Genomic DNA, 22,008 nt, shown 5'->3' on the forward strand with positions numbered 1-22,008 from the left:
CCGATGTTCCGGCCTTTAATTCAGCTGCGACCCAGTTCGTACACCGTCTTGCCGCGCAGGCGCAGGGCATCGGAGACGTACAGGAAGTTTTCGGAGTGGCCGGCGAACAGCAGCGCGTCCGGCTTCATCAGCGGCACGAAGCGCGACAGGATCTTGCGCTGAGTCGGCTTGTCGAAGTAGATCATCACGTTGCGGCAGAAGATCGCATCGAACGGGCCTTTCACGTCCCAGCCGTCGGCCAGCAGGTTGAGCTGGCGGAAGCTGATCAACTGGCGCAGTTCGGGGCGCACCCGCACCATGCCCTCCTGGGCGCCCTTCCCTTTCAGGAAAAAGCGGCGCAGGCGCTCGGGTTCGAGCTTGTCGACGCGCTCGAGCGGATAGACGCCGGCGGCGGCCGTGGCCAGCACGTTGGTGTCGATGTCGGTGGCAATGATCGACACCGGCGGCGTGAGCGTGTTGAAGGCTTCGCACAGCGTCATCGCGATCGAGTACGGCTCTTCGCCGGTCGAACTGGCCGAGCACCACACGGTCAGCTGCCCGCCGTGCGCGCGGCGCGCCTTGAGCGCGTGTTCGGCCAGCAGCGGGAAGTGATGCGACTCGCGGAAGAACGAGGTCAGGTTGGTGGTCAGCGCGTTGACGAAGGATTCCCATTCGGCCGGCATGCGCCCGGCTTCGAGATCGTCGAGGTAGCGCGCGAACGACTCCAGGCCGAGCGCGCGCAGGCGCCGCGCCAGGCGGCTGTAGACCATTTCCTGCTTGCTGTCGGCCAGCGAGATGCCGGCGCGCTGGTGGATCAGGCCACGCACGCGCTCGAAATCGGCGCGCGTGAAATCGAATTCCTTGCCGGCGTCCGACTTGGACGCGGGCCTGGCGGTGTCTCTGCTACTGAGCGGCAGGTTCATGATTCTATGGATTCCATCTGGTTGCGAACCGGCCAGCGGCCCGCTTGAATGACCGCGCCGCTGCGTGCCTGCCTTATGCCGCCATCCGATCGATCAGGCCCATCTCGCTGGAGGACATCAGGCGGTCGATGTCGATCAGGATCAGCATGCGCTCGTCGATCGTGCCCAGGCCCATCAGGTACTCGCCGTTGAAGGCCGAGCCCATTTCCGGCGCCGGCTTGATCTGCTCCGGGGTCAGGGTGGTGACGTCCGAGACGCTGTCCACCACCATGCCCATGATGCGGCCACCGATGTTCAGGATGATCACAACGGTGAACTGGTCGTACGTGGGGGTGCCCAGGTTGAACTTGATGCGCATGTCCACCACCGGGATGATGATGCCGCGCAGGTTGATCACGCCCTTGATGAATTCGGGAGCGTTGGCGATGCGGGTCACCGCTTCGTAGCCGCGGATTTCCTGCACCTTCAGGATGTCGATGCCGTATTCCTCGGAGCCGAGGGTGAAGGCCAGGTATTCGCTGCCGCTGGCGTCGGTCTTGTTGGTCGCTTGGGTTGACATATCGGTTCCCCGTGGTTGGTTGTTACGTTCAGTGTTGTGTTGATGGGTCGAGGACGACGCTGTCGTCGGCCAGCTGGCGCGACGAGCGCAGCAGCGCCGCGACGTCCAGGATCAGGGCCACGCCGCCGTCGCCGAGGATGGTGGCGCCGGAGATGCCGGCCACCTTGCGGTAGTTGGCCTCCAGGTTCTTCACCACCACCTGCTGCTGGCCGACCAGTTCGTCGACGAACAGCGCGGCCTTGCGCCCTTCGGTCTCGAGGATCACCAGGATGCCCTCGCACGGATCGACGATGCGCGGCTCGATGTTGAACATCTGGTGCAGCGGAATCAGCGGCAGGTATTCGCCGCGTACCTTGACCACGCGGCCCTGGCCCGAGATTTCCTTGACGTCGGCGCGCGCCGGCTGGAGCGATTCGACCACGAAGCCGAGCGGCAGGATGTAGATCTCCTCGCCGCAGCGGATCGACATGCCGTCCAGGATCGCCAGCGTCAGCGGCAGCGAGATCAGCATGGTGGTGCCGAAGCCCTTGGCCGAGCGGATGTCGATCGTGCCGCCCATCGCGGTGATGTTGCGCTTGACGACGTCCATGCCGACCCCGCGCCCGGACACGTCGGTGACCACTTCGGCGGTCGAGAAGCCCGGCGCGAAGATCAGCTGCCAGACTTCGGCATCGGTCATCGTGTCCGCTACCGGCAGGCCGCTCGAGAGCGCCTTGGCCAGGATCCGTTCGCGATTCAGGCCGCCGCCGTCGTCGGCGACTTCGATCACGATGTTGCCGCCCTGGTGGGCCGCGGACAGGAACAGGCGTCCCGCTTCCGACTTGCCGGCGGCGCTGCGCGCGGCCGGCAGTTCGATGCCGTGGTCGATCGCGTTGCGCACCAGGTGCGTCAGCGGATCGACGATGCGCTCGATCAGGCCCTTATCCAGTTCGGTGGCGGCGCCGTGGGTGATGAAGTCGACCTTCTTGCCCAGCTTGGACGCCAGGTCGCGCACCATGCGCGGGAAGCGCGAGAACACGAAGTCCATCGGCATCATGCGGATCGACATCACCGCTTCCTGCAGGTCGCGCGTGTTGCGGGTCAGCTGCGACACCGACTGCAGCAGGCGCTGGTGCAGCATCGGGTCGAGCCCGTCGCTGCGCTGTTCGATCATGGCTTGCGTGATCACCAGTTCGCCGACCAGGTTGATCAGCTGGTCGACCTTTTCGATCGAGACGCGGATCGATCCGGCCTCCGCGTGCGCCTGCGCGGGTGCGCCATCGGCCTTTTTCGCCGCCTTCTTGTCGGCGGCGCCATCGAAGCTCTCGGCCGGCTCGGCGCGCACGGGCGCCGCCGGCACGGGCGGCGTCTCGGCGACGATGCCGGCTTCGCGCCGGATTTCCTCGATCGGCTGGAAGAAACCGTAGCCGAGTTCGTCGTCGGACGGCTCGGATGCCGGTGCAGCGGCGCCGTCGTGCGTGTCGTTCAGGTCGAAGAAGCCGTAGCCCTGCTCGTCCTCGATGCGCGCACGCTCGGCCGCTTCCTTGGCGCGCTGCTCGGGCGTGAGCGGCGGCGCTTCAAAAATCCTCAGGTCGTCCGGGTCGAGCACGAACGAGCAGATCGCGACGATGTCGTCGATGCTCTCGACCGTCATGATGACCAGCGCGGTGCGCCCGGCCGGCAGCGGCGTCACCGAGACCCGGCCCAGCAGGCCGAGTTCGTCGACCAGCGCGTTGATGTCGCGCTGCGGGATGTCGGGCAGCTCGATCTTGTAGCGGTGTGCGCCCTCGCCCGCGTGCGCGTGCGCATGCGGCGCGGCCTCGGCGCGCAGAAAACTCGGCAGCGCCGGCTGCTGTGCCGCGACGACCACGCCTTCGGACAGTTCGTGCAGCATCATGCGCACGTTGGCGACCGCTTCCTGGTCGACCGGCGCCGCATGGCGATGGCCGTCCAGCTGCATCTTGAGGATGTCCTTGGCGGCGAGGAAGGCGTCGACGTGCTGCGCCGTGAGCGCCATTTCGCCCTTGCGGATGCGGTCGAGCAGCGACTCCAGCACGTGGGTCACTTCGCTCATGTCGTTCAGGCCGAAGGTCGAGGCGCCGCCCTTGATCGAGTGGGCGGTGCGGAAGATCGCGTTCAGGTCTTCCGGATCCGGCGATGCGATATCGACGGCCAGCAGCAACCGCTCCTTCTCGGCGAGCAGCTCCTCGGCCTCGTCGAAAAAGACCTTGTAAAACTGGCTGATATCGATGGTCATGGTGCGCTCGTCGGCCGGGAAATCAGCCGATCACCTTCTTGACCACCTCGATCAGCCGTTGCGGATCGAACGGCTTGACCAGCCAGCCGTTGGCGCCCGCCGCGCGGCCCTTCGACTTCATGTCGTCGGAGGATTCGGTGGTGAGCATCAGGATCGGCACCTTCTGGTACGCCGGCAGGTCGCGCAGCGCCTTGATCAGCGACAGGCCATCCATCTTCGGCATGTTCTGGTCGGTCAGCACCAGGTCGACGCTCTGCTGCCTGGCCTTGTCGAGGCCATCCTGGCCGTCGACGGCTTCGACCACCTGGTAGCCGGCGGCCTTCAGGCTGAACGCCACCATCTGGCGCAACGAGCTCGAATCGTCGACTGCGAGAATTGTTTTAGCCATCTTTTGCTCCTGCTTTTTTACGGGTGCCGGTTGCGCCGGCGTGTATGTTGAATGGATCGGGCGTCAGAACAGCTCGATGTCGCCGCTTTCCAGATGCTGCTGCTCGACCGACTTGCGCAGCATGCTGCGCAGTTCGAGCGACTGGATCGCCAGGGCCATGCTGACCTTGCCGAGGCGCTCGACGATTTCCTCGCTGTGGCTGTCCGGGGCGATGTCGGCGCCGTGTTCGGACAGCGTGGTCAGGAACTCGCGCAGGCCGGATACCCGGCGCAGCGTGCGGTCCAGCAGCTGGCTGGTCATGTCCTGGAACTGCATGCTGGTGATCGCGCTGTTGACGTGCTGGCCGATCTCGCCCGACATGCCGGACAGGCGTGCGCTGTCGACCTCGGTCGGCGCTTCGCCCGCCAGCAAGCGGTCGATCGCGTCCTGGCGCTCGCCCACCGCCTGGTGGATCGCCATAAAGCTGCCGGTCAGCTTCTCGATCGCTTCCTCGAGCAGTAGGTTGGTCTGCACCAGGTCGGTCTCGACCTCTTTCAGGTGACGGCGGCCGTGGTCCGACACGCCCGACAGCAGGCGCTTGACGTGAGACCCCAGAATCTTTTTTCTTGTCATTGATTGCTCCAGAACGTTCCGTCGTCCTATGGCTTTTCCGTAGACGCCTGCGGCGTCTGCCCGCTCCCAACCGGAGGCGCCACCCCGCCTCCGGTTGCCCCTGCGACCGCCTTGGCCGCCGCATCCGGATCGTCGCCCGACACGTCCAGGCCGCTGCCGTCGCGCTGTACCGATTGCTCGGTGCGCTTGTTCATCACCAGGATGCTGATGCGCCGGTTGATCGGGTTGAACGGGTCCTTGACGTCCAGGTTGGCGGCCGAGGCCAGCCCGACCACGCGCAGGATCTTGTCCTCGGACAGGCCGCCGTGGATCATCTCGCGGCGCGAGGCGTTGGCGCGGTCGGCCGACAGTTCCCAGTTGCTGTAGCCGGCCTGGGTCGAATACGGCGTCGAATCGGTGTGGCCGGACAGGCTGATCTTGTTAGGCACGTCGTTCAGCACCAGCCCGAGCACGTCGAGGATGTCGCGCGTGTACGGCTGCAGCTCGGCGCTGGCGCTGGAGAACATCGGCCGGCTCTTCTCGTCGACGATCTGGATGCGCAAGCCTTCGTTGGTGACGTCCAGCAGCAGCTGGCTCTTGTACTTTTTCAGCTGCGGATTGGCGTCGATGGTCGACTCGATCTTCTGCTTGAGCTTGGCCAGGCGCTCGGCTTCCTCGTGCTCGAGGGCGGCGCGCGCGGCCTTCAGGTCGTAGGTCTTCTTGTCGGCCGGGGTGTCGCCTTTCTTGACCTGGCCGTTGCGGCGCGTCAGGTCCTGGCCGCCGCCCTGCAGGATCGAAGCACTGTCGCCGCTGCCCGAGCCGCCCTGCATGGCGACCTTGAGCGGCGTCTTGAAGTAGCTGGCGATGCCTTCCATGTCACCCTTGGTGGTCGAGCCGAGCAGCCACATGAGCAGGAAGAAGGCCATCATCGCCGTCACGAAGTCGGCGTACGCGATCTTCCAGGCGCCGCCATGATGGCCATGGCCGCCCTTCTTGATGCGCTTGACGATAATGGGCTTCTGGCCGTCGTCCGCCATTTACTTGCTCTTCGCTTTCTTGATGTGGTCTTCGAGTTCGGCAAAGGTCGGACGCTCGGTCGAGTACAGCACCTTGCGGCCGAATTCCACCGACAGCGCCGGGGCATAGCCGTTCAGGCTGGCCAGCAGCGTCACTTTCACGGTCTGGAACATCTTGCTCGACTCTTCCAGCTTCTGCTCCAGCAGCGCGCCGAGCGGACCGACGAAGCCGTAGGCCAGCAGGATGCCCAGGAAGGTGCCGACCAGCGCGTGCGCGATCAGCATGCCCAGCTCGGCCGGCGGCGCGCCCACCGATTCCATCGTGTGCACCACGCCCATCACCGCGGCGACGATGCCGAACGCCGGCAAGCCGTCCGCCAGCTTGTTGATGCAGGACGCGGGGACGTGGCCTTCGACGTGGTGGGTCTCGATCTCGTTGTCCATCAGGTTCTCGATCTGGAAGGCGTCCATGTTCCCCGACACCATCAGGCGCAGGTAGTCGGCAATGAATTCGATGATGTGGTGGTCGGCCAGCACCAGCGGGTATTTCGAGAACACCGGGCTCTGCTCCGGGCTTTCGATGTCGCCTTCGATCGACATCAGGCCTTCCTTGCGCACCTTGGACAGCACGTCGAACAGCAGCGACATCAGTTCCATGTACATGTCGCGGGTGTATTTGGAACCCTTGAACAGCGTCGGCAGCGCGCCCATGGTGGCTTTCACCGCCTTCGGGGTGTTACCGACGAAGAAGGCGCCGATCGCGGCGCCGAAAATCATCACCAGTTCGAGCGGCTGCCACAGTGCGGCCAGGTGCCCGCCCGCCATGGCGAAACCACCGAATACCGATGCCATGACGACGATGTAACCAACTATAACAAACACGGAAACCCCGACTGATGAATCTTAAGAGAAATATTTACGTACGGAACTAGATTAACTGGAGAATAGCCTACGGGCAAGTAAATGTGACTGCTTGTGGCTCAAATGTGCCAGACGAAGAGCGTTTTGCCGGTATTCGTAGTTACAAAGCGACGGTCGGGGGCGCGTTCGGCGATGACGAATTCGTAACTGAGAAGCAGGCTGCCGGGTTTCATCTCGGCCTGGGCCTTGCGCCAGAGGGCGCTCATCGCGGCCGGCGACAGGTAGGCGAACACCACGTCGTAGTGACCGAGATTCAAACGCTCGTAGTCGCCGCGCAGGAAACGCGCGCGCGAACCGCCCAGCGCGGCGCGCACGCGCGCAGCGAGCCAGGGCAGCGGCGCCAGTTCGATCCCGGTGACGTCGCAGTCGGGGCGCAAGCGCGCCAGCTCGAGCACCAGCCCGCCCACGCCGCTGCCGATGTCGATCACCGCCAGCGGCCGCGGCGGCAACAGGCCGGCGACCAGGTCCCAGGCTTCGCGCCCGGACAGGAACAAAGGCACCTGGGTGCGGAAGGTTGACCAGAAGATCAGCAGGAGGACGACGAACACGCCCAGGAACACGGCGGGTGGCAAGGCGGCGGCGTCGGCCATGCCGCGCGCCAGCAGCAGCGCGGGCGGGAACAGGAACTGGATCGCGCGCCACCACGGCGCCAGCGCCATGCGCCAGGCCAGCAGCGCGGCCCAGCCACCCTGCAGCAGCGCGACTTCCAGGTAGCCCATGCCGGCGCCGGCGCGCGCCAGGCACCAGGTCGAGGCCAGGGTTAGCGGGAAGGCGGCGATCTGGCCGAGCAGCGCGCGCAGCGCCGGCGCTTGCAGGATCTGGCGCGCGAACGCATGCCACAAGCGGCGCGGGGCAGGCCCGGTCATGGCCTGCCCCGCTCGAAATCAGGGAGAGTCGTCACGCGAAGGGGTAGAGAATCAGGCGGCGGCCAGCGCGGCGGCGTCCTTGGCCTTGCGGGTCTTGCCGGCGCGCGAAGGCATGTTGCACAGGCCGCACTGGTAGCCGGCGTTCAGGTCGAGGGCGTTGACCACGTACTTGCCGTGGCACTTGGAGCAGCCGGCCAGCATCAGCATATTGCCCTGGAAGAAACGCACCAGGGTCCAGGCGCGCGTCAGCGACAGCAGCGGCTCTTCGCCCGCTTCCGGCGGCATTTGCTCGAGGTAGAGTTTATAGGCCTTCATCACGGCTTCGATGCCGTTGGCGCCGGCGTGCTCGACCAGGAACTTGTAGATGTTGATGTACAGCGAAGCGTGGATGTTCGGCTGCCAGGTCAGGAACCAGTCGGTCGAGAACGGCAGCATGCCCTTCGGCGGCGACATGCCCTTGAGTTCCTTGTACAGCTTGATCAGGCGTTCGCGCGACAGCGAGACTTCGCTCTCGAGCAGCTGGAGACGGGCGCCCAGCTGGATCAGCTCGATGGCCAGCTGGATTTCCTGGGCTTCCGACACGACGCTTTTCTTGCTCATCCTTGACTCCGCAACCTGTAGAGATCGATCTTATTGATGCAATCGTTTGACGAACCGGGCTTGTATTAAGCGATTTCTTCGGCCGGCTGGCCGGCCATCAGGATCGCGGCGTGCGACTGGGCCAGGGCGCGGTCCTTGCTGTGGCTGGTCAGCATCGACAGGATGGCGCTGTCGTCGAAGCGGAAGCGGGCCAGCATCATGTTGCCGCCGGCGAGTTTCAGGATCTGGGCATTGCTCATGCCTTCGATCAGGTCGGCGATGTCCGCCGAGATACCCAGGCGGAAGATCGCGGTAACTTTGTCGGCGCGAATCATCTGCTGGGCGAGCATCAGGTAGCTCAGGTTCGCATCACGAATTTCAGCCATCATGTCGTTCACAGTCATTTGTTCTCTCCGTTGATCTATCTAGCGTCGGCGCTGTCGTCAGTGCCGTTGTGTGTTGCTGTTGGGATAGATTCTGACTGTGAGGCAACTTTTCGTGTATTGGAGATCGTCTGTATTTTACGCCCGGTAAACACGAAAGGGAACGTAGGAGTTTGTCTGACAAACCCCTTGCGTTCCCTATGGAGACCCCGTCAAAACAGGGCGAAAAATGCGGTATCGATTCTGCGGATTTGCTGCCATCGGCGACGCCAACAATCTGCTGATGTGTTGGTTATCGTCAACCTTTTTGAGAACTTTAGGCCTGTTTGCACATTTTTTTCAGGTCCGAAGCGCTCGTTGCGGCGTCCTTGATGAGCTTATCGGCCGGTTTTTCCCCGACTTTAGGGTGATGGACAACTTTTTTTTCGACCCTTTCCGGCGCATCTGGTTCCGTTATCGGACGGGCTTTAGAGAACTTTAGGGTTTTCCCGAAAATTTTTTAAAATATTTTTGGGTTGGCTTATTTGCTACACTGCGCAGCATGACCGCTACCCGCCCTCCCGCCCTCTCCGCCACCTCCCTTGCCGTTGCCGCCACGCGCGACGACTGCCTGGCGCTCGACGCCCGCGATCCGCTCGCCTCGCTGCGCGAACGCTTCGACCTGCCCGACGGCGTGATCTACCTGGACGGCAATTCGCTGGGCGCCCGCCCGCGCGCCGCGCTCGCGCGCGCACAGGAGGTGGTGGCGCGCGAATGGGGCCGCGACCTGATCAAGAGCTGGAACACGGCCGGCTGGTTCGAGATGCCCAAGCGCCTGGGTGACCGCCTGGCCCCGCTCATCGGCGCGCGCCCGGGCGAAGTCGCGGTAACGGACACCACGTCGCTGAACCTGTTCAAGGCCCTGGCCGCCGCGCTGGCGATGCAAGCCGAGCGCAGCCCCGGGCGCAAGACCATCGTCACCGAGCGCGGCAACTTCCCGACCGATATCTATATGGCGGACGGCCTGGCGCGCTGGCTCGACCGCGGCTATCGCGTGCGCCTGGTCGAAGACCTCGACAAGCTGGAAGCGGCGGTCGACGCCGACTGCGCCGTGCTGATGCTGACCCACGTGAATTACCGCACCGGGCGCCAGCACGACATGGCCGCCCTGACGCGCCATGCCCACGCCAACGGTGCGCTCGCCGTATGGGACCTGGCTCACTCGGCCGGGGCGGTGCCGCTCGACCTGCATGCGGCAGGCGCGGACTTCGCGGTCGGCTGCACCTATAAATACCTGAACGGCGGCCCCGGCGCGCCGGCCTTCATCTGGGTGCCGCAGCATCACCAGGCCGCGTTCCGCCATCCTCTGACCGGCTGGTGGAGCCACGCGGCGCCGTTCGCGATGTCGCACGGCTTCGAAGCGGCCGACGGCATCGGGCGCGCGCTGTGCGGCACCCAGCCGGTCGTGTCGCTGGCGCTGGTCGAGTGCGGGCTGGAGGTGTTCGAGGCCACCGGCATGGAGGCGATCCGCGCCAAGTCGCTGCAGCTGACCGACCTGTTCATCGCCCTGGTCGAGGCGCGCTGCGCGGCCCATCCGCTCGGCCTGGTGACGCCGCGCGAGCACGAGCGGCGCGGCAGCCACGTCAGCTTCACGCATCCGCACGGCTATGCGGTGATGCAGGCGCTGATCGAGCGCGGCGTGATCGGCGACTACCGCGAGCCGGCCATCATGCGCTTCGGCTTCACGCCGCTGTACACGCGCTTCGTCGACGTCTGGGACGCGGTCGAGGTATTGCGCGACATCCTCGACAACGAGACCTACGACAAGAACGCCACACGCAGCGCAGTGACCTGAGCGCACGGAGGCCGGGGATGAACGACGAACCCAAAGACCCACGATGGCACGGCGCGCAGATGGACTTCAGCGCGTCCATGAGCTATGGCGACTATCTCGGCCTGGACCAGATCCTGTCGGCCCAGCATCCGCGCTCGCCCAACCACAACGAAATGCTGTTCATCGTCCAGCACCAGACGAGCGAGCTGTGGATCAAGCTGATGCTGCACGAATTGCAGGCGGTGCGCGCGCACGTGCGCGCCGACGACCTGGCGCCCGCCTTCAAGATGCTGGCGCGCGTGGCGCGCATCATGGACCAGCTGGTGCACGCCTGGGACGTGCTGGCGACCATGACCCCGCCCGAATATTCGGCGATCCGGCCCTACCTGGCCTCGTCCTCGGGCTTCCAGTCGTTCCAGTACCGCGAGCTCGAATTCATCCTCGGTAACAAGAACCCCAGCATGCTGGCGGTGCACCAGGCCACGCCGGCGCAGCACGCGCTCCTGGCCCGCGAGCTGCACGCACCCTCGATCTACGACGAGGCGGTGCGGCTGCTGGCGCGCTCGGGCTTCGCGATCGCGCAGGCGCGCCTGGACGCCGATCCGACCCGGCCGACCGTGCACGACGACTCGGTGCAGGCGGCCTGGCTGGCCGTCTACCGCGATCCCGAGCACCACTGGGCGCTGTACGAACTGGCCGAAAAGCTGGTCGACCTGGAAACAGCGTTCCGCTTCTGGCGCTTCCGCCACGTGTCGACGGTCGAGCGCATCATCGGCTTCAAGAGCGGCACCGGCGGCACCGCGGGCGTGAGCTACCTGCGCAAGATGCTGGATGTCGTGCTGTTTCCGGAGCTGTTCGCGCTGCGCACGGCGCTGTAGACGGCCGCCCCGCCCTATTTGTTATCATCGATTTATTTTGGCGGAGCAGTCATGAAGTGCGACATCCTCATCGTGTCCGGCCTGTGGAACTCGGGCCCGCAACACTGGCAGACCCTGTGGCAGCAAAAATACCCGGCCTGGACCAAGGCCCAGCACCGTGACTGGAACCAGCCGCAGCGCGACGAATGGGTGGCCGAGCTGGACGCCGCGATCGCCGCCTGCAACGGCCGGCCGATCCTGGTCGCGCACAGCCTGGGCTGCATGGCGGTCGTGCAGTGGGCACGGACGGCGTCGCACCTGAACGTGGCCGGCGCCTTCCTGGTCGCGCCGAGCGACGTCGAGGCCGCGTCCTACCCGGTCGATCCGAACGCGTTTGCCCCGGTGCCGATGGCGCCGCTGCCCTTCCCCTCCATCGTCGTGGCCAGCACGGACGACCAATACGCCACGCTGGAGCGCTCGCACGCCTTCGCGCGCGCGTGGGGCAGCCAGCTGGTCGAGATTGGCGACGCCGGCCACATCAACGGCGACAGCGGCTACGGCGCGTGGCCCGAAGGCGAAGCGATGCTGGAAGAATTCTGCCGCGAGTTGCAGCCCTAGGCTTGTGCGTCGGCCGCCAACCGGCGCCGCAGGTCGTCGAGGAGCCAGCGGCCGGCGCGCCCGAGCGGCCGCTGGCGCGGGTGCGCGGCGTGGATCGTCAAGCCTTCGCGCGGCGTCGGGTCGTCTTCGATCGTGAATGCGACCAGCTTGCCGGCATCGACCAGGCCGGCGACCAGGTGATCCGGCATGCGGCACCAGCCGAATCCGGCCAGCAGGAAGTCGAGGCGCCGCGCCAGATCGACGAAACGCCACAGACGCGCGCTCGCCAGGCCGTAGTTGCCGGCGCCGGGATCGACCGGGTCCGACAGCACCAGCTGCACATGGGGCGCAAGGTCGGCCTGCGTGGCCGGCCGTTCCAGCGCAGCCAGCTGATGGCCGGGCGCCACCACGGCGCGCATGCCGACGCGCAGCAATGGATACGCTTCGAGATCGTCCGGTACCGCAGGCAGCAGCAGGCAGATGCCGAGCGCCGCGTCGCCGCTGCGCAGGCGCCGCAGCGAGCCGCCCAGTCCTTCGGTCGAGAACCTGACCGGCAGGCTGGGAAACGTGGCGCTCAGGGCAGCCAGGCTGGCGATCAGGGGCTCGGTCGGCGCCAGCGGGTCGATCGCAATCACCAGCTCGGGCTCCAGGCCAGTGCGCGTGCCGGCGGCCACCGACTCGAAGCGCGCGGCACTGGCCAGCACAAGACGGGCCTGGTCAGCCAGAACGCGGCCGGTGTCGGTCAGGCGCGGGCGTCGACCGTCGCGCTCGAACAGCGTCACCCCCTGCACCTCCTCGAGCGTGGCGATGGCCTGGCTGATGGCCGATTGCACCCGCCCCAGTTTGCGGCCGGCCGCCGAAAAACTACCGCTGTCGACGATCGTCACCAGTACGCGCAGCTGGTCCAGGGTCAGGCTTCCGATCATGGCGCTCCTCTTGACGTTAACCCATCTGCAAAACCGATGGGTTTCATCATATTTTAATCGCTTCCGCCGAAGTGTCACACTGCGTATCGTTGCTACGGCCAGCCATCCCGGGCTGTGCTTTTTCCGTGCAAGGAGATTTGGATGACAACTCTTTTGGTCGTGGAGACCAGTCCACGCGGCGCGCAGTCGATCTCGCGCAACATGACTCGGCGTTTCGTCAAGGAGTGGCGCGCCGCCCATCCCGGCGGCAACGTCGTCGAACGCGACCTGGCAACGACGAGCCTGCGTTTCGTGGATGCGCCATGGCTGCAGGCCTACTTCACGCCGCCGGCCGACCACAGCAGCGCGATGAAGGACGAATTGCGGCTGTCGGACGTGCTGGTGGCCGAGCTGCTGGCCGCCGACCACGTCGCGATCGCCACCCCAGTCTACAACTACAATGTGCCGGCCGCGCTCAAAGCGTGGATCGACCACGTGGTGCGCAAGGGCCTGACGCTCGGCTTCGACGGCAAGGGCCTGTTGACGGGCAAGCGCGCAACCCTGCTGGTCGCCTCGGGCGGCGTGTACACCGAGGGCTCGCCGATCCGCGAGCGCGACATCGCCACCCGCTACCTGCAGCTGATCTTGAATGTGCTCGGCATCGGCGACGTGGACGTGGTGGCGGGCGGCGGCGCCAAGGCGGTCGACCTGGGCGAGCAGACCATGGACGGGTTCGTGGACCGTCTGGCGCCGGCGCTCGCACAGGCCGCGCGGGCGGATCAGGCGTAGGTGCTGAGCGTGTTGACGATGCCCTGGTCGAAGGCGTAGCCGACCGCCACGCCGGTCAGTTCCGGGCGCGTCTTGAGGATGCTGGCCCAGTTGGCGGTGACGTCGGTGCCGGTGGTGGGCGCGCTGGCCGACGGCGTGGAGGCCGTGCTGCCGCTCGATGCGGCGCTGCCGTCCGCGCTCGAACCGCCGGCCGTGCCGGTTGCCGACGTTGCCGACGTTGGAGATGATGTCGCCGACGAAGCCGCGGACGAAGAAGCCGACGCATAAGCCGCCGCGGCGGCGTCGCCCGCCGCCTGGATCTGGCGGATCTGGCTCAACAAGCCGCTTCCGTCATACACCTGCAGCGGGCTGCTGCCGCCACCCAGCGTGGCGACGATCGCCGCCTGCGACGCGTACGCCGCGCTGCCGGCCGCGCCGCCCGCCGAGGTGGCGCTGCTCGATGCCGCGCCGCCGGCGGCGCCGGTGGACGTGGCGGCGCCGCTCAATGCATAGATCGAGGACGCCGTGTTGGTCATGCTGGTGACTGTGATGGACATGGGGTGGCCCCTAAAATTGCCGCACGTCAATTGTACACTTTAAATCGAGACAGGCCCGGCATCGGAAATAATCCTGTTGCGAGGACAGCATCTTCCTATGTGCGCGCGCATGAAAAAACGGCCGGGCATCGCTGCACCGGCCGTTTTCATGGGCGCTTTGCGCTTACCTGGCAGTCGCCAGCAGCATCTCGTTCATGCGCTTGACGAAGGCCGCCGGGTCGGCCAGGCTGCCGCCCTCGGCCAGCATGGCCTGGTCGAACAGGATGTTGGCCCAGTCGGCGAAACGGCCGCTGTTGGCGTCTTCGTACTTCAGGCGCGTCACCAGCGGGTGGTTCGGGTTGATCTCGAGGATCGGCTTGCTGTCCGGCGCGCTCTGGCCGGCGGCCTTGAGCATGCGCACCAGGTTGGCCGACAGCTCGTTCTCGTCCGCCACCAGGCAGGCCGGCGAGTCGGTCAGGCGGAAGGTCACGCGCACGTCCTTGGCTTTATCCGCCAGCGCGCCCTTCATCTGCTCGACCAGGTCCTTGTACTGCGTTTCGGTCTCTTCGTGTTCCTTTTTCTCGGCTTCGTCTTCGAGCTTGCCCAGGTCGAGGCCGCCCTTGGCCACCGAGACCAGTTCCTTGCCGTCGAAGTCGTTCAGGAAGGACAGCATCCACTCGTCGACGCGGTCGGTCAGCAGCAGCACTTCGACGCCCTTCTTGCGGAAGATTTCCAGGTGCGGGCTGTTCTTGGCTGCGGTGTAGCTGTCGGCCGTGACGTAATAGATCTTGTCCTGGCCTTCCTTCATGCGCGCCACGTAGTCGGCGAACGAGACAGTCTGCTCGGCCGAATCGCCGTGGGTCGAGGCGAAACGCAGCAGCTTGGCGATGCGCTCCTTGTTGGTCGAATCCTCGCCGATGCCTTCCTTGAGCACCTGGCCGAATTCCTTCCAGAAGGTGACGTACTTGTCTTTTTCGGCCTGCTCGTCCGAGTTGGCCAATTCTTCCAGCATCGACAGCACGCGCTTGGTCGAGCCTTCGCGGATCACGCGCACGTCGCGCGATTCCTGCAGGATCTCGCGCGAGACGTTCAGCGGCAGGTCGCTCGAGTCGATCACGCCTTTCACGAAGCGCAGGTAGACCGGCATCAGCTGCTCGGCGTCGTCCATGATGAATACACGCTTGACATACAGCTTGATGCCGCCGCGCTTGTTGCGGTCCCACAGGTCGAACGGCGCGGCGCTCGGGATGTACAGCAGCTGGGTGTATTCGCTGCGGCCTTCGACGCGGTTGTGGGTATAGGTCAGCGGCGCCTGGAAGTCGTGCGAGATGTGCTTGTAGAACTCTTCGTACTGTTCCGGGGTGATGTCGGATTTGGAGCGGGCCCACAGCGCGCTGGCCTGGTTGACCGTCTCGAATTCGTCCTTCACGACGTTTTCGTTCTTCTCGGCGTCCCACTCTTCCTTCTGCATCACGATCGGCAGCGAGATATGGTCCGAGTACTTGCGGATGATGGACTTGAGCTTCCAGCTGGAGAGCAGCTCGTCCTCGCCTTCGCGCAGGTGCAGGATGATGTCGGTGCCGCGGGTCGGCTTGTCGATCGCCTCGACGGTGTAGTCGCCCTCGCCGCCCGACTCCCAGCGCACGCCTTCGCTGGCCGGCGCGCCGGCGCGGCGGGTCTCGACGGTGACGCGGTCGGCGACGATGAAGGCCGAGTAGAAGCCCACGCCGAACTGGCCGATCAGCGCGGCGTCGGCCTGCTGATCGCCCGACAGCTTGCCGAAGAATTCCTTGGTGCCCGACTTGGCGATCGTGCCCAGGTGCGAGATCACCTCGTCGCGGCTCATGCCGATGCCGTTGTCGGAGATGGTGACGGTGTTGGCCGCCTTGTCGAACGCGACCTTGATCTTGAGTTCGTGGTCGTCGCCGTACAGGGCGTCGTTGTTGATCGCTTCGAAGCGCAGCTTGTCGGCCGCGTCGGACGCGTTCGAGATCAGTTCGCGCAGGAAGATTTCCTTGTTCGAGTACAAGGAGTGAATCATCAGTTGCAGCAGCTGTTTTACTTCTGCTTGGAAGCCAAGGGTTTCTTTTTCGGCGACAGCCATCTTTTGTCCTCGTGGAATGAAGGTTGGTTGAACAGACCGGGCCGATATTGGGACTGGGTAAAAGATTTCAAGAGGTCTTTTTGATAAGCAATGCTTTGCTAGGATGCGTATTGACAAAATCTGCTCGACATTTGATACAGGTCGACATACGGTATCGTTGCGGCAGTCGCCGTTCATGCCTCGCTGTCCAACCCCACCACACCCAAGGAGACACAGCATGCAACAAGCATCCCGGTCCTCGGTGCATCCGATTCCCGAGGGCTATCACAGCGTCACCCCGCACCTGGTCTGCGCCGGCGCCGCCCAGGCCATCGCGTTTTATACGCAAGCGTTCGGGGCGGTCGAACTCGGCCGCATGGCCACGCCCGACGGCCGTATCGCGCATGCCGAAATCCGCATCGGCGATGCGCGCATCATGCTGGCCGACCATTTTCCCGAATACGGTTCGCGCGATCCGCTCGCGCTGCAGGGCACGCCGGTCTACCTGCACCTGTACGTGCCCGACGCCGACGCGGCCTGGGACCAGGCCATCGCCGCCGGCGCCGCGCCAACCATGCCGCTGGCCGACGCCTTCTGGGGCGACCGCTACGGCCAGGTGCAGGATCCGTTCGGGCACCGCTGGTCGATCGCCATGCGCCAGCGCGAAGTTTCCATCGACGAGATGCAGCAAGCCATGGCCGCCATGGCGGGAGGACAACCATGAAATTCATCGTCATATTAAAAGGCAATGCCGAGTACGAGGCCGGCGCCATGCCGGGCGAAGCGCTGATCGCCGCCATGACGCGCTTCAACGAAGAGATGGCCCAGGCCGGCATCCTGCGCGCGGCCGAGGGCCTGTTCCCGAGCGCCCGGGGCGCGCGCATCCGCATCGACGGCGACGGCGACGGCGACGAGCGCAGCATGGCGCGCGGCCCCTTCGACGATGCGGGCGCGCTGATGGCCGGGTTCTGGGTGATCGACGTCGCCACGCTCGACGAAGCGATCGACTGGATGCAGCGCTGCCCGCATCCGTTCGAAAAAGGCGCGGCCGAGATCGAAATCCGCCAACTGTTTTCGGGCGACGATTTCGGCGAGGCGTTCACGCCCGACCTGCGCGCGCGCGAGCAACAGTTGCGCAGCCAGGTCGATGCGCCCTGATCTCAACCATCTTGCATCAAGCTGAGCGCGCGCAGATGTTGCCTACTCATTCCGGGTAATCATCGGGACTCCCACCCACTCCGGAGGACCGATATGATTTCGCGTACGCGTATGACCGCCGTGGCTGCCGCCGCAGCGGCTTGCCTGCTGGCCGGCGCATCGAGCGCCCACGCCGATCCGCTTTACGCGCTCAGCTTCCTGCCGGCCGGCTTCGACGCCTCGGCCATCAACGATGCCGGCCAGGTGGTCGGCAGCGCGGGCGGCGCTGCGGCCATCTACGCCGGCGGCACGCTGTCCAGCCTGGCCGGCGCCCTGGGGCCGGGCACCGGCCTGGTCATCAACAACGCCGGCGACGTGGCCGGCAGCCTCGGCCCGCAATTCGGCGGCAGTGCCTATGCCTACCGCGGCGGCACGCTGACCAATATCGGCGCCCTGCTGCCGGTGGATTACCCGAATTCCTACGCACCGGCCATCAACAATGGCGGCGCGGTCGGCGGCACCGCCCTGCCGCCGGTCGGCGAAGGCTTGCGCGGCTTCGTCTACGCCGGCGGCGGCTTCCAGACCATCGGCACTTTCGGTGGCGACTACAGCGTGCTCACCGGCTTGAACAACCACGACGCCGCCACCGGCTATGCCTCGCTCAACGGTCCGGCGCTGAACCAGCCGACCCATGCTTTCTATTACCAGGGCGGCAGCCTGCAGGACCTGGGCACGCTGGGCGGCACCAGCAGCGAAGGCAGCGCCCTGAACGATGACGGCGACGTGGTCGGCTGGTCGCAGCTGACCGGCGACGCCGCCCGGCACGCTTTTCTGTACCGTGGCGGCAGCCTGCTCGACCTGGGCTCGCTCGGCGGGCTCCAGGCCGAGGCGCTCGGCATCAACAACCTGGGCGCCGTCGTCGGCAACTCTTACCTGGCCGACGGCAGCACGCTGCACGCCTTCCTGTACCAGGGCGGCGTGCTGGTCGACCTGAACGGCTTGATCAGCCTGGGCGGCGGCTGGCAGCTGACGGATGCCTACGACATCAACGAAGCCGGCCAGATCCTCGGCACCGCCTGCCTGGGCGGCAGCTGTTCGTCGGTGCTGCTGTCGCCGGTGCCGGAACCGCCCACCGGAGCGATGCTCGCCGCCGGGCTGGCCGTGGTGGCGGCCGGCCGGCGCCGTGCTGCGCGTACGCATACGCGCGCGCGGGTGGCTTGACGATGCGGGCATGGCCTTGCGGACTTGAATCGGACCGCGCCGGCGCCTCCAGGCCGGCGCAGTGGGCAGCGCGGCTGGCAAGTCGTACAATACCGGCTTTCCTTTCACGCATCCCTGGGGATTCCATGTCCGTCTACGACAAACTCAAAGAACTGAACATCACCCTGGCCGCGCCGGCAACCCCGGCGGCCGCCTACGTCATGTACGTGCAGACCGGCAACCTGGTCTTCATCTCCGGCCACATCGCCAAGAACGCCGACGGCTCGATCAACGGCGGCATCCTGGGCAAGGACAAGACCACGGCCGAGGGCCAGTCGGCTGCGCGCGACGTCGCCATCGACCTGATCGGCACGCTGCAGGAAGCGGTCGGCGGCGACCTGACCCGCGTCAAGCGCATCGTCAAGGTGATGAGCCTGGTCGCCTCGATCCCGGACTACAACGACCAGCACCTGGTCACCAACGGCTGCTCGGAACTGCTGGGCGAAGTGTTCGGCGACGCCGGCAAGCACGCGCGTTCGGCCTTCGGCGTGGCGGCGCTCCCGCGCGGCGCCTGCGTCGAGATCGAGATGATCGTCGAGGTCTGAAGGGGGCGCGCAAACCTGCTGCGCGTTGCATTTTCGCTCTGCGATGCTCGCCGTACCATAAGTACGGCTGCGCTTCTCGAGCGAAACTGCCGCCGCTCGCGACGGTTTTCGCATCCCCCGGTACTATATTAATAGTCAAGATATTCCGAAGGCGGGTCCACAAAGCGCGCCTTTTCGTCAAGCGGCTCATCCAGCTGCCTTATAATGGCCGACGCACCACGCCGTCCTTCCTGTGAGACTTGTAATGAAAATCGAAAATCCCAATCCCATCCAGTGGCAGTTTTCGGAACGCGCGCAGCAGCTGCAAAGCTCGGCGATCCGCGAAATCCTGAAAATCACCCAGCGCCCGGAGATCACCTCCTTTGCCGGCGGCCTGCCTTCCCCGGCCACCTTCCCGGTCGACGTCATGAAGGCCGCCTACGACAAGGTGCTGAGTGAGGCCGGTAAGCAGGCCCTGCAGTACGGTCCGACCGACGGCTACGCGCCGCTGCGCGAATGGATTGCGGATTCCCTGTCCACCCCGGATTGCAAGATCCTGCCCGAGCAGATCCTGATGGTGTCCGGCTCGCAGCAGGCGCTCGACCTGCTCGGCAAGGTCATGATCGACGAAGGCAGCCGCGTGCTGGTCGAGACCCCGAGCTACCTGGGCGCGCTCCAGGCGTTCTCGGTCTACCGTCCCGAATTCAAGTCGGTCGAGACCGACGACCACGGCCTGGTGCCGTCCTCGCTGGAGGCCGTGGCCAAGGGCGCGCGCCTGCTGTACGCGCTGCCGAACTTCCAGAACCCGACCGGCCGCTCACTGTCGCTCGAGCGCCGCCGCGAACTGGTCGAGACCTGCGCGCGCCTGGGCCTGCCGCTGATCGAGGACGATCCGTACGGCGCGCTGTCGTACAAGGGCGAGCCGATGCCGCGCATGCTGAACATGAACCCGGACGGCGTGATCTACATGGGTTCGTTCTCGAAAGTGCTGACCCCGGGCATCCGCCTGGGCTACGTGTGCGCCCCGCTGCCGCTGGTGCGCCGCCTCGAGCTGGCCAAGCAGGCCGCCGACCTGCACACCGCGCAGCTGACCCAGATGGTCGTGCATGAAGTCGTCAAGGACGGCTTCCTGCAGCGCCACATCCCGACCATCCGCACGCTGTACGCCAACCAGTGCCAGGCGATGCTGGACGCGCTGGACGAGCATTTCCCGGAAGGCGTGACCTGGACCCGTCCGGAAGGCGGCATGTTCATCTGGGTCAACCTGCCCAAGCACATGGATGCGCAAGCCCTGCTCGACCAGGCGATCGCCGCGCGCGTCGCCTTCGTGCCGGGCGCGCCGTTCTACGCCAACGAACCGGCCATCAACACGCTGCGCCTGTCGTTCGTGACCGTGCCGCCGGAACGCATCCGCGAAGGCATCGCGGTGCTCGGCAAGCTGATCAAGGACCAGCTGTAATTCCCGCGCGCGGGCCGACCGGTCCGCGCCGCCCGTCCCGTATCATCGCGTCCGGTCAGCGGCATCACCCTGGCCGGACCGCCCTCCCGCATCGCCTCGCCACCGCCCTTCCACAGCGTCTTCCTCCAGCGCCAACATTTGTCGAACGCAGTCGACAAATGCAAGTTGCATCCGCGTCACAACGTTTTCTGTTCACAAAGTAATTAATTGCGCGCCGGCACGGTTCTGAGGTGTATCATCTTGTTCGCTTACTCATTGTACGGCCCCGAGTTACCGAATGACCAACCTCCTGAACGCGCTGTCCGTCGCCTCGCGGCGACCTGCCATCCTGATCGTCGACGACGCACCGGACAATCTGGGCGTACTGCGTTCGATGATGGTCCGGCAAGGCTACCAGACCTTCGTTGCGACCTCCGGCGAACGCGCCGTCGACATCGCCCAGCGCGTCAAGCCCGACCTGATCCTGCTCGACGTCGTCATGCCCGGCATTGACGGCCTGGAAGCCTGCCGCCGCCTGAAGGCCCACCCCGCCACCGCGCGCATCCCGGTGATCTTCATGAGTGCGCGCGGCGAGACCGACGACATCGTGGCCGGCTTCGACATCGGCGCGGCCGACTACATTCCCAAGCCGCTGCGCATGGAAGAAGTCTGCGCGCGCGTGCGCGCCCAGCTGCGCCTGTCCAACGGCACCCGCACCCAGCGCGAACAGGCCGACCGCCTGCGCATGATCGTCAACAGCATGGACCAGGGCCTGCTGATCGTCGAGCGCAGCGGGCGCATCCAGTACGCCAACCCGGCCTGCGACCGCTACCTCGGCCATGCGCCGGAACAGCTGGTCGGGCGCCTGTTGTCCGACCTGCTGTCGCTCGAGGATGGCGCCGACGTCCCCATCGGCATCGAGGAGCTGGGCGGTCACGGTACGCGCGAAGTCCTGATCCGCCAGCGCGACGGCGGCCTGCGCGCGATGGACCTCACGATGACGCCGATGCACGCCGACGACGGCCTGTTCGTCGCCCTGCTGCACGACATCACCCATCACAAGCAGTCCGAGGACGCGCTGCAGCGCGCCGCCCTGCTCGACCCGCTGACCAAGATCGCCAACCGGCGCCACTTCGACGGCTTCCTCGAGCGCGAATGGCAGCGCGCGATGCGCAACGCCCAGCCGCTGTCGCTGGTGGTGCTGGACGTCGACCACTTCAAGCTGTACAACGACACCCTCGGCCACGCCGCCGGCGACGCCTGCCTGCAACAGGTGGCGCAGGCGCTGGCCGGCCACGCGGCGCGCCCGACCGACCTGGCGGCGCGCTACGGCGGCGAGGAGTTCGTGCTGCTGTTCGGCGAGACGCCGCTCGAGCATGCGGCGCGCCTGGCCGAGACGATCCGCGCCGCGATCGAGGCGCTCGAGGTGCCGAACCCGCGCTCGCCGACCTCGCCCTGGATCACGGTCTCGGTCGGCGTGGCGACCATCGTCCCGACCCAGCTCGACGAGATCGACAACCTGTTCGTGTGCGCCGACCGCGCCATGTACGCGGCCAAGGCGGCCGGACGCAACCGCGTCGAGACCGCGCGCGTCGGCACCGCCTGGGATGCGGTCAAGAACGCGGCGCTGCACTGATCGTCCCGTCCGA

General features: G+C 65.8%; 23 protein-coding genes. 10 read left to right on the top strand and 13 right to left on the bottom strand.

Annotation, left to right across the window (positions count from 1 at the left end; all coding sequences use genetic code 11):
* Positions 1-20: 20 nt before the first annotated feature.
* From FA90_RS10215 to flhD, 10 genes are all read right to left on the bottom strand, one after another.
* Positions 21-902 (bottom strand): CheR family methyltransferase, encoded by an 882-nt coding sequence (locus tag FA90_RS10215; protein WP_051971680.1) that lies wholly within the window; start codon positions 900-902, stop codon positions 21-23.
* Between the two features lie 73 nt (positions 903-975).
* Positions 976-1,461 (bottom strand): chemotaxis protein CheW, encoded by a 486-nt coding sequence (locus tag FA90_RS10220; protein WP_036168480.1) that lies wholly within the window; start codon positions 1,459-1,461, stop codon positions 976-978.
* 28 nt (positions 1,462-1,489) lie between these two features.
* On the bottom strand, positions 1,490-3,697 hold the full coding sequence (gene cheA / locus FA90_RS10225; RefSeq protein WP_036168482.1) for a chemotaxis protein CheA: 2,208 nt from the start codon (positions 3,695-3,697) through the stop codon (positions 1,490-1,492).
* 22 nt (positions 3,698-3,719) lie between these two features.
* Entirely contained in the window at positions 3,720-4,085 is a 366-nt protein-coding gene (locus tag FA90_RS10230; RefSeq protein WP_036168484.1) for a response regulator, read from the bottom strand.
* 63 nt (positions 4,086-4,148) lie between these two features.
* The gene (locus tag FA90_RS10235) at positions 4,149-4,697 is read right to left on the bottom strand and encodes a hypothetical protein (RefSeq protein ID WP_036168486.1); all 549 of its coding nucleotides are present in this window, start codon (positions 4,695-4,697) and stop codon (positions 4,149-4,151) included.
* Positions 4,698-4,723: 26 nt separating this feature from the next.
* Complete coding sequence (motB, locus tag FA90_RS10240) at positions 4,724-5,713, bottom strand: flagellar motor protein MotB (RefSeq protein WP_051971681.1); 990 nt, start codon at positions 5,711-5,713, stop codon at positions 4,724-4,726.
* Positions 5,714-6,574 carry a flagellar motor stator protein MotA gene (gene motA / locus FA90_RS10245; protein ID WP_036168488.1) on the bottom strand — a complete coding sequence of 287 codons (861 nt, stop codon included), beginning with the start codon at positions 6,572-6,574 and terminating at the stop codon, positions 5,714-5,716. It lies immediately after the preceding gene.
* Between the two features lie 98 nt (positions 6,575-6,672).
* A complete protein-coding gene (locus FA90_RS10250) occupies positions 6,673-7,479 on the bottom strand; it encodes a cyclopropane-fatty-acyl-phospholipid synthase family protein (protein ID WP_051971682.1) in 807 nt (268 codons plus the stop codon).
* A 51-nt stretch (positions 7,480-7,530) separates the two neighbouring features.
* Entirely contained in the window at positions 7,531-8,079 is a 549-nt protein-coding gene (flhC, locus tag FA90_RS10255) for a flagellar transcriptional regulator FlhC (RefSeq protein WP_036168491.1), read from the bottom strand.
* A gap of 65 nt (positions 8,080-8,144) precedes the next feature.
* Complete coding sequence (flhD, locus tag FA90_RS10260; RefSeq protein WP_036168493.1) at positions 8,145-8,462, bottom strand: flagellar transcriptional regulator FlhD; 318 nt, start codon at positions 8,460-8,462, stop codon at positions 8,145-8,147.
* 520 nt (positions 8,463-8,982) lie between these two features.
* On the opposite strand from flhD, the gene kynU reads away from it, so the two are divergent.
* The 3 genes from kynU to FA90_RS10275 are packed head-to-tail and all read left to right on the top strand — an operon-like array spanning position 8,983 to position 11,729.
* The gene (gene kynU / locus FA90_RS10265) at positions 8,983-10,275 is read left to right on the top strand and encodes a kynureninase (RefSeq protein ID WP_051971683.1); all 1,293 of its coding nucleotides are present in this window, start codon (positions 8,983-8,985) and stop codon (positions 10,273-10,275) included.
* A gap of 17 nt (positions 10,276-10,292) precedes the next feature.
* A complete protein-coding gene (gene kynA / locus FA90_RS10270) occupies positions 10,293-11,132 on the top strand; it encodes a tryptophan 2,3-dioxygenase (protein WP_036168495.1) in 840 nt (279 codons plus the stop codon).
* A 51-nt stretch (positions 11,133-11,183) separates the two neighbouring features.
* The gene (locus tag FA90_RS10275) at positions 11,184-11,729 is read left to right on the top strand and encodes an alpha/beta hydrolase (protein WP_036168497.1); all 546 of its coding nucleotides are present in this window, start codon (positions 11,184-11,186) and stop codon (positions 11,727-11,729) included.
* Here FA90_RS10275 and FA90_RS10280 read toward each other — a convergent pair.
* Complete coding sequence (locus tag FA90_RS10280; RefSeq protein ID WP_036168499.1) at positions 11,726-12,634, bottom strand: LysR family transcriptional regulator; 909 nt, start codon at positions 12,632-12,634, stop codon at positions 11,726-11,728. The genes FA90_RS10275 and FA90_RS10280 overlap by 4 nt on opposite strands.
* A gap of 141 nt (positions 12,635-12,775) precedes the next feature.
* Between FA90_RS10280 and FA90_RS10285 the strand changes: the two genes are divergently transcribed.
* Positions 12,776-13,402 (top strand): FMN-dependent NADH-azoreductase, encoded by a 627-nt coding sequence (locus FA90_RS10285; protein WP_036168501.1) that lies wholly within the window; start codon positions 12,776-12,778, stop codon positions 13,400-13,402.
* Here the strand turns inward: FA90_RS10285 and FA90_RS10290 are convergent.
* Together FA90_RS10290 and htpG are read right to left on the bottom strand one after the other, a co-directional pair.
* The gene (locus FA90_RS10290; protein ID WP_036168503.1) at positions 13,393-13,938 is read right to left on the bottom strand and encodes a hypothetical protein; all 546 of its coding nucleotides are present in this window, start codon (positions 13,936-13,938) and stop codon (positions 13,393-13,395) included. The genes FA90_RS10285 and FA90_RS10290 overlap by 10 nt on opposite strands.
* A 163-nt stretch (positions 13,939-14,101) precedes the next feature.
* Complete coding sequence (gene htpG / locus FA90_RS10295; RefSeq protein ID WP_036168505.1) at positions 14,102-16,021, bottom strand: molecular chaperone HtpG; 1,920 nt, start codon at positions 16,019-16,021, stop codon at positions 14,102-14,104.
* A 217-nt stretch (positions 16,022-16,238) separates the two neighbouring features.
* On the opposite strand from htpG, the gene FA90_RS10300 reads away from it, so the two are divergent.
* The 6 genes from FA90_RS10300 (at position 16,239) to FA90_RS10325 (ending at position 21,995) form a co-directional block, all read left to right on the top strand.
* Entirely contained in the window at positions 16,239-16,724 is a 486-nt protein-coding gene (locus tag FA90_RS10300; RefSeq protein ID WP_036168507.1) for a VOC family protein, read from the top strand.
* Complete coding sequence (locus tag FA90_RS10305; protein ID WP_036168508.1) at positions 16,721-17,158, top strand: YciI family protein; 438 nt, start codon at positions 16,721-16,723, stop codon at positions 17,156-17,158. Before FA90_RS10300 ends, FA90_RS10305 begins: the two co-directional genes overlap by 4 nt.
* Before the next feature lie 93 nt (positions 17,159-17,251).
* Positions 17,252-18,358 carry a PEP-CTERM sorting domain-containing protein gene (locus tag FA90_RS10310; protein WP_051971684.1) on the top strand — a complete coding sequence of 369 codons (1,107 nt, stop codon included), beginning with the start codon at positions 17,252-17,254 and terminating at the stop codon, positions 18,356-18,358.
* A 125-nt stretch (positions 18,359-18,483) separates the two neighbouring features.
* A complete protein-coding gene (locus FA90_RS10315) occupies positions 18,484-18,942 on the top strand; it encodes a RidA family protein (protein WP_036168511.1) in 459 nt (152 codons plus the stop codon).
* A gap of 244 nt (positions 18,943-19,186) precedes the next feature.
* Positions 19,187-20,380 carry a PLP-dependent aminotransferase family protein gene (locus FA90_RS10320; RefSeq protein ID WP_036168513.1) on the top strand — a complete coding sequence of 398 codons (1,194 nt, stop codon included), beginning with the start codon at positions 19,187-19,189 and terminating at the stop codon, positions 20,378-20,380.
* Between the two features lie 277 nt (positions 20,381-20,657).
* The gene (locus tag FA90_RS10325; protein ID WP_036168516.1) at positions 20,658-21,995 is read left to right on the top strand and encodes a diguanylate cyclase; all 1,338 of its coding nucleotides are present in this window, start codon (positions 20,658-20,660) and stop codon (positions 21,993-21,995) included.
* The last annotated feature ends 13 nt before the right edge of the window (positions 21,996-22,008 follow it).

The organism is Massilia sp. 9096 (genome assembly GCF_000745265.1).
In the GTDB taxonomy this organism is placed as follows: Bacteria; Pseudomonadota; Gammaproteobacteria; order Burkholderiales; family Burkholderiaceae_D; genus Telluria.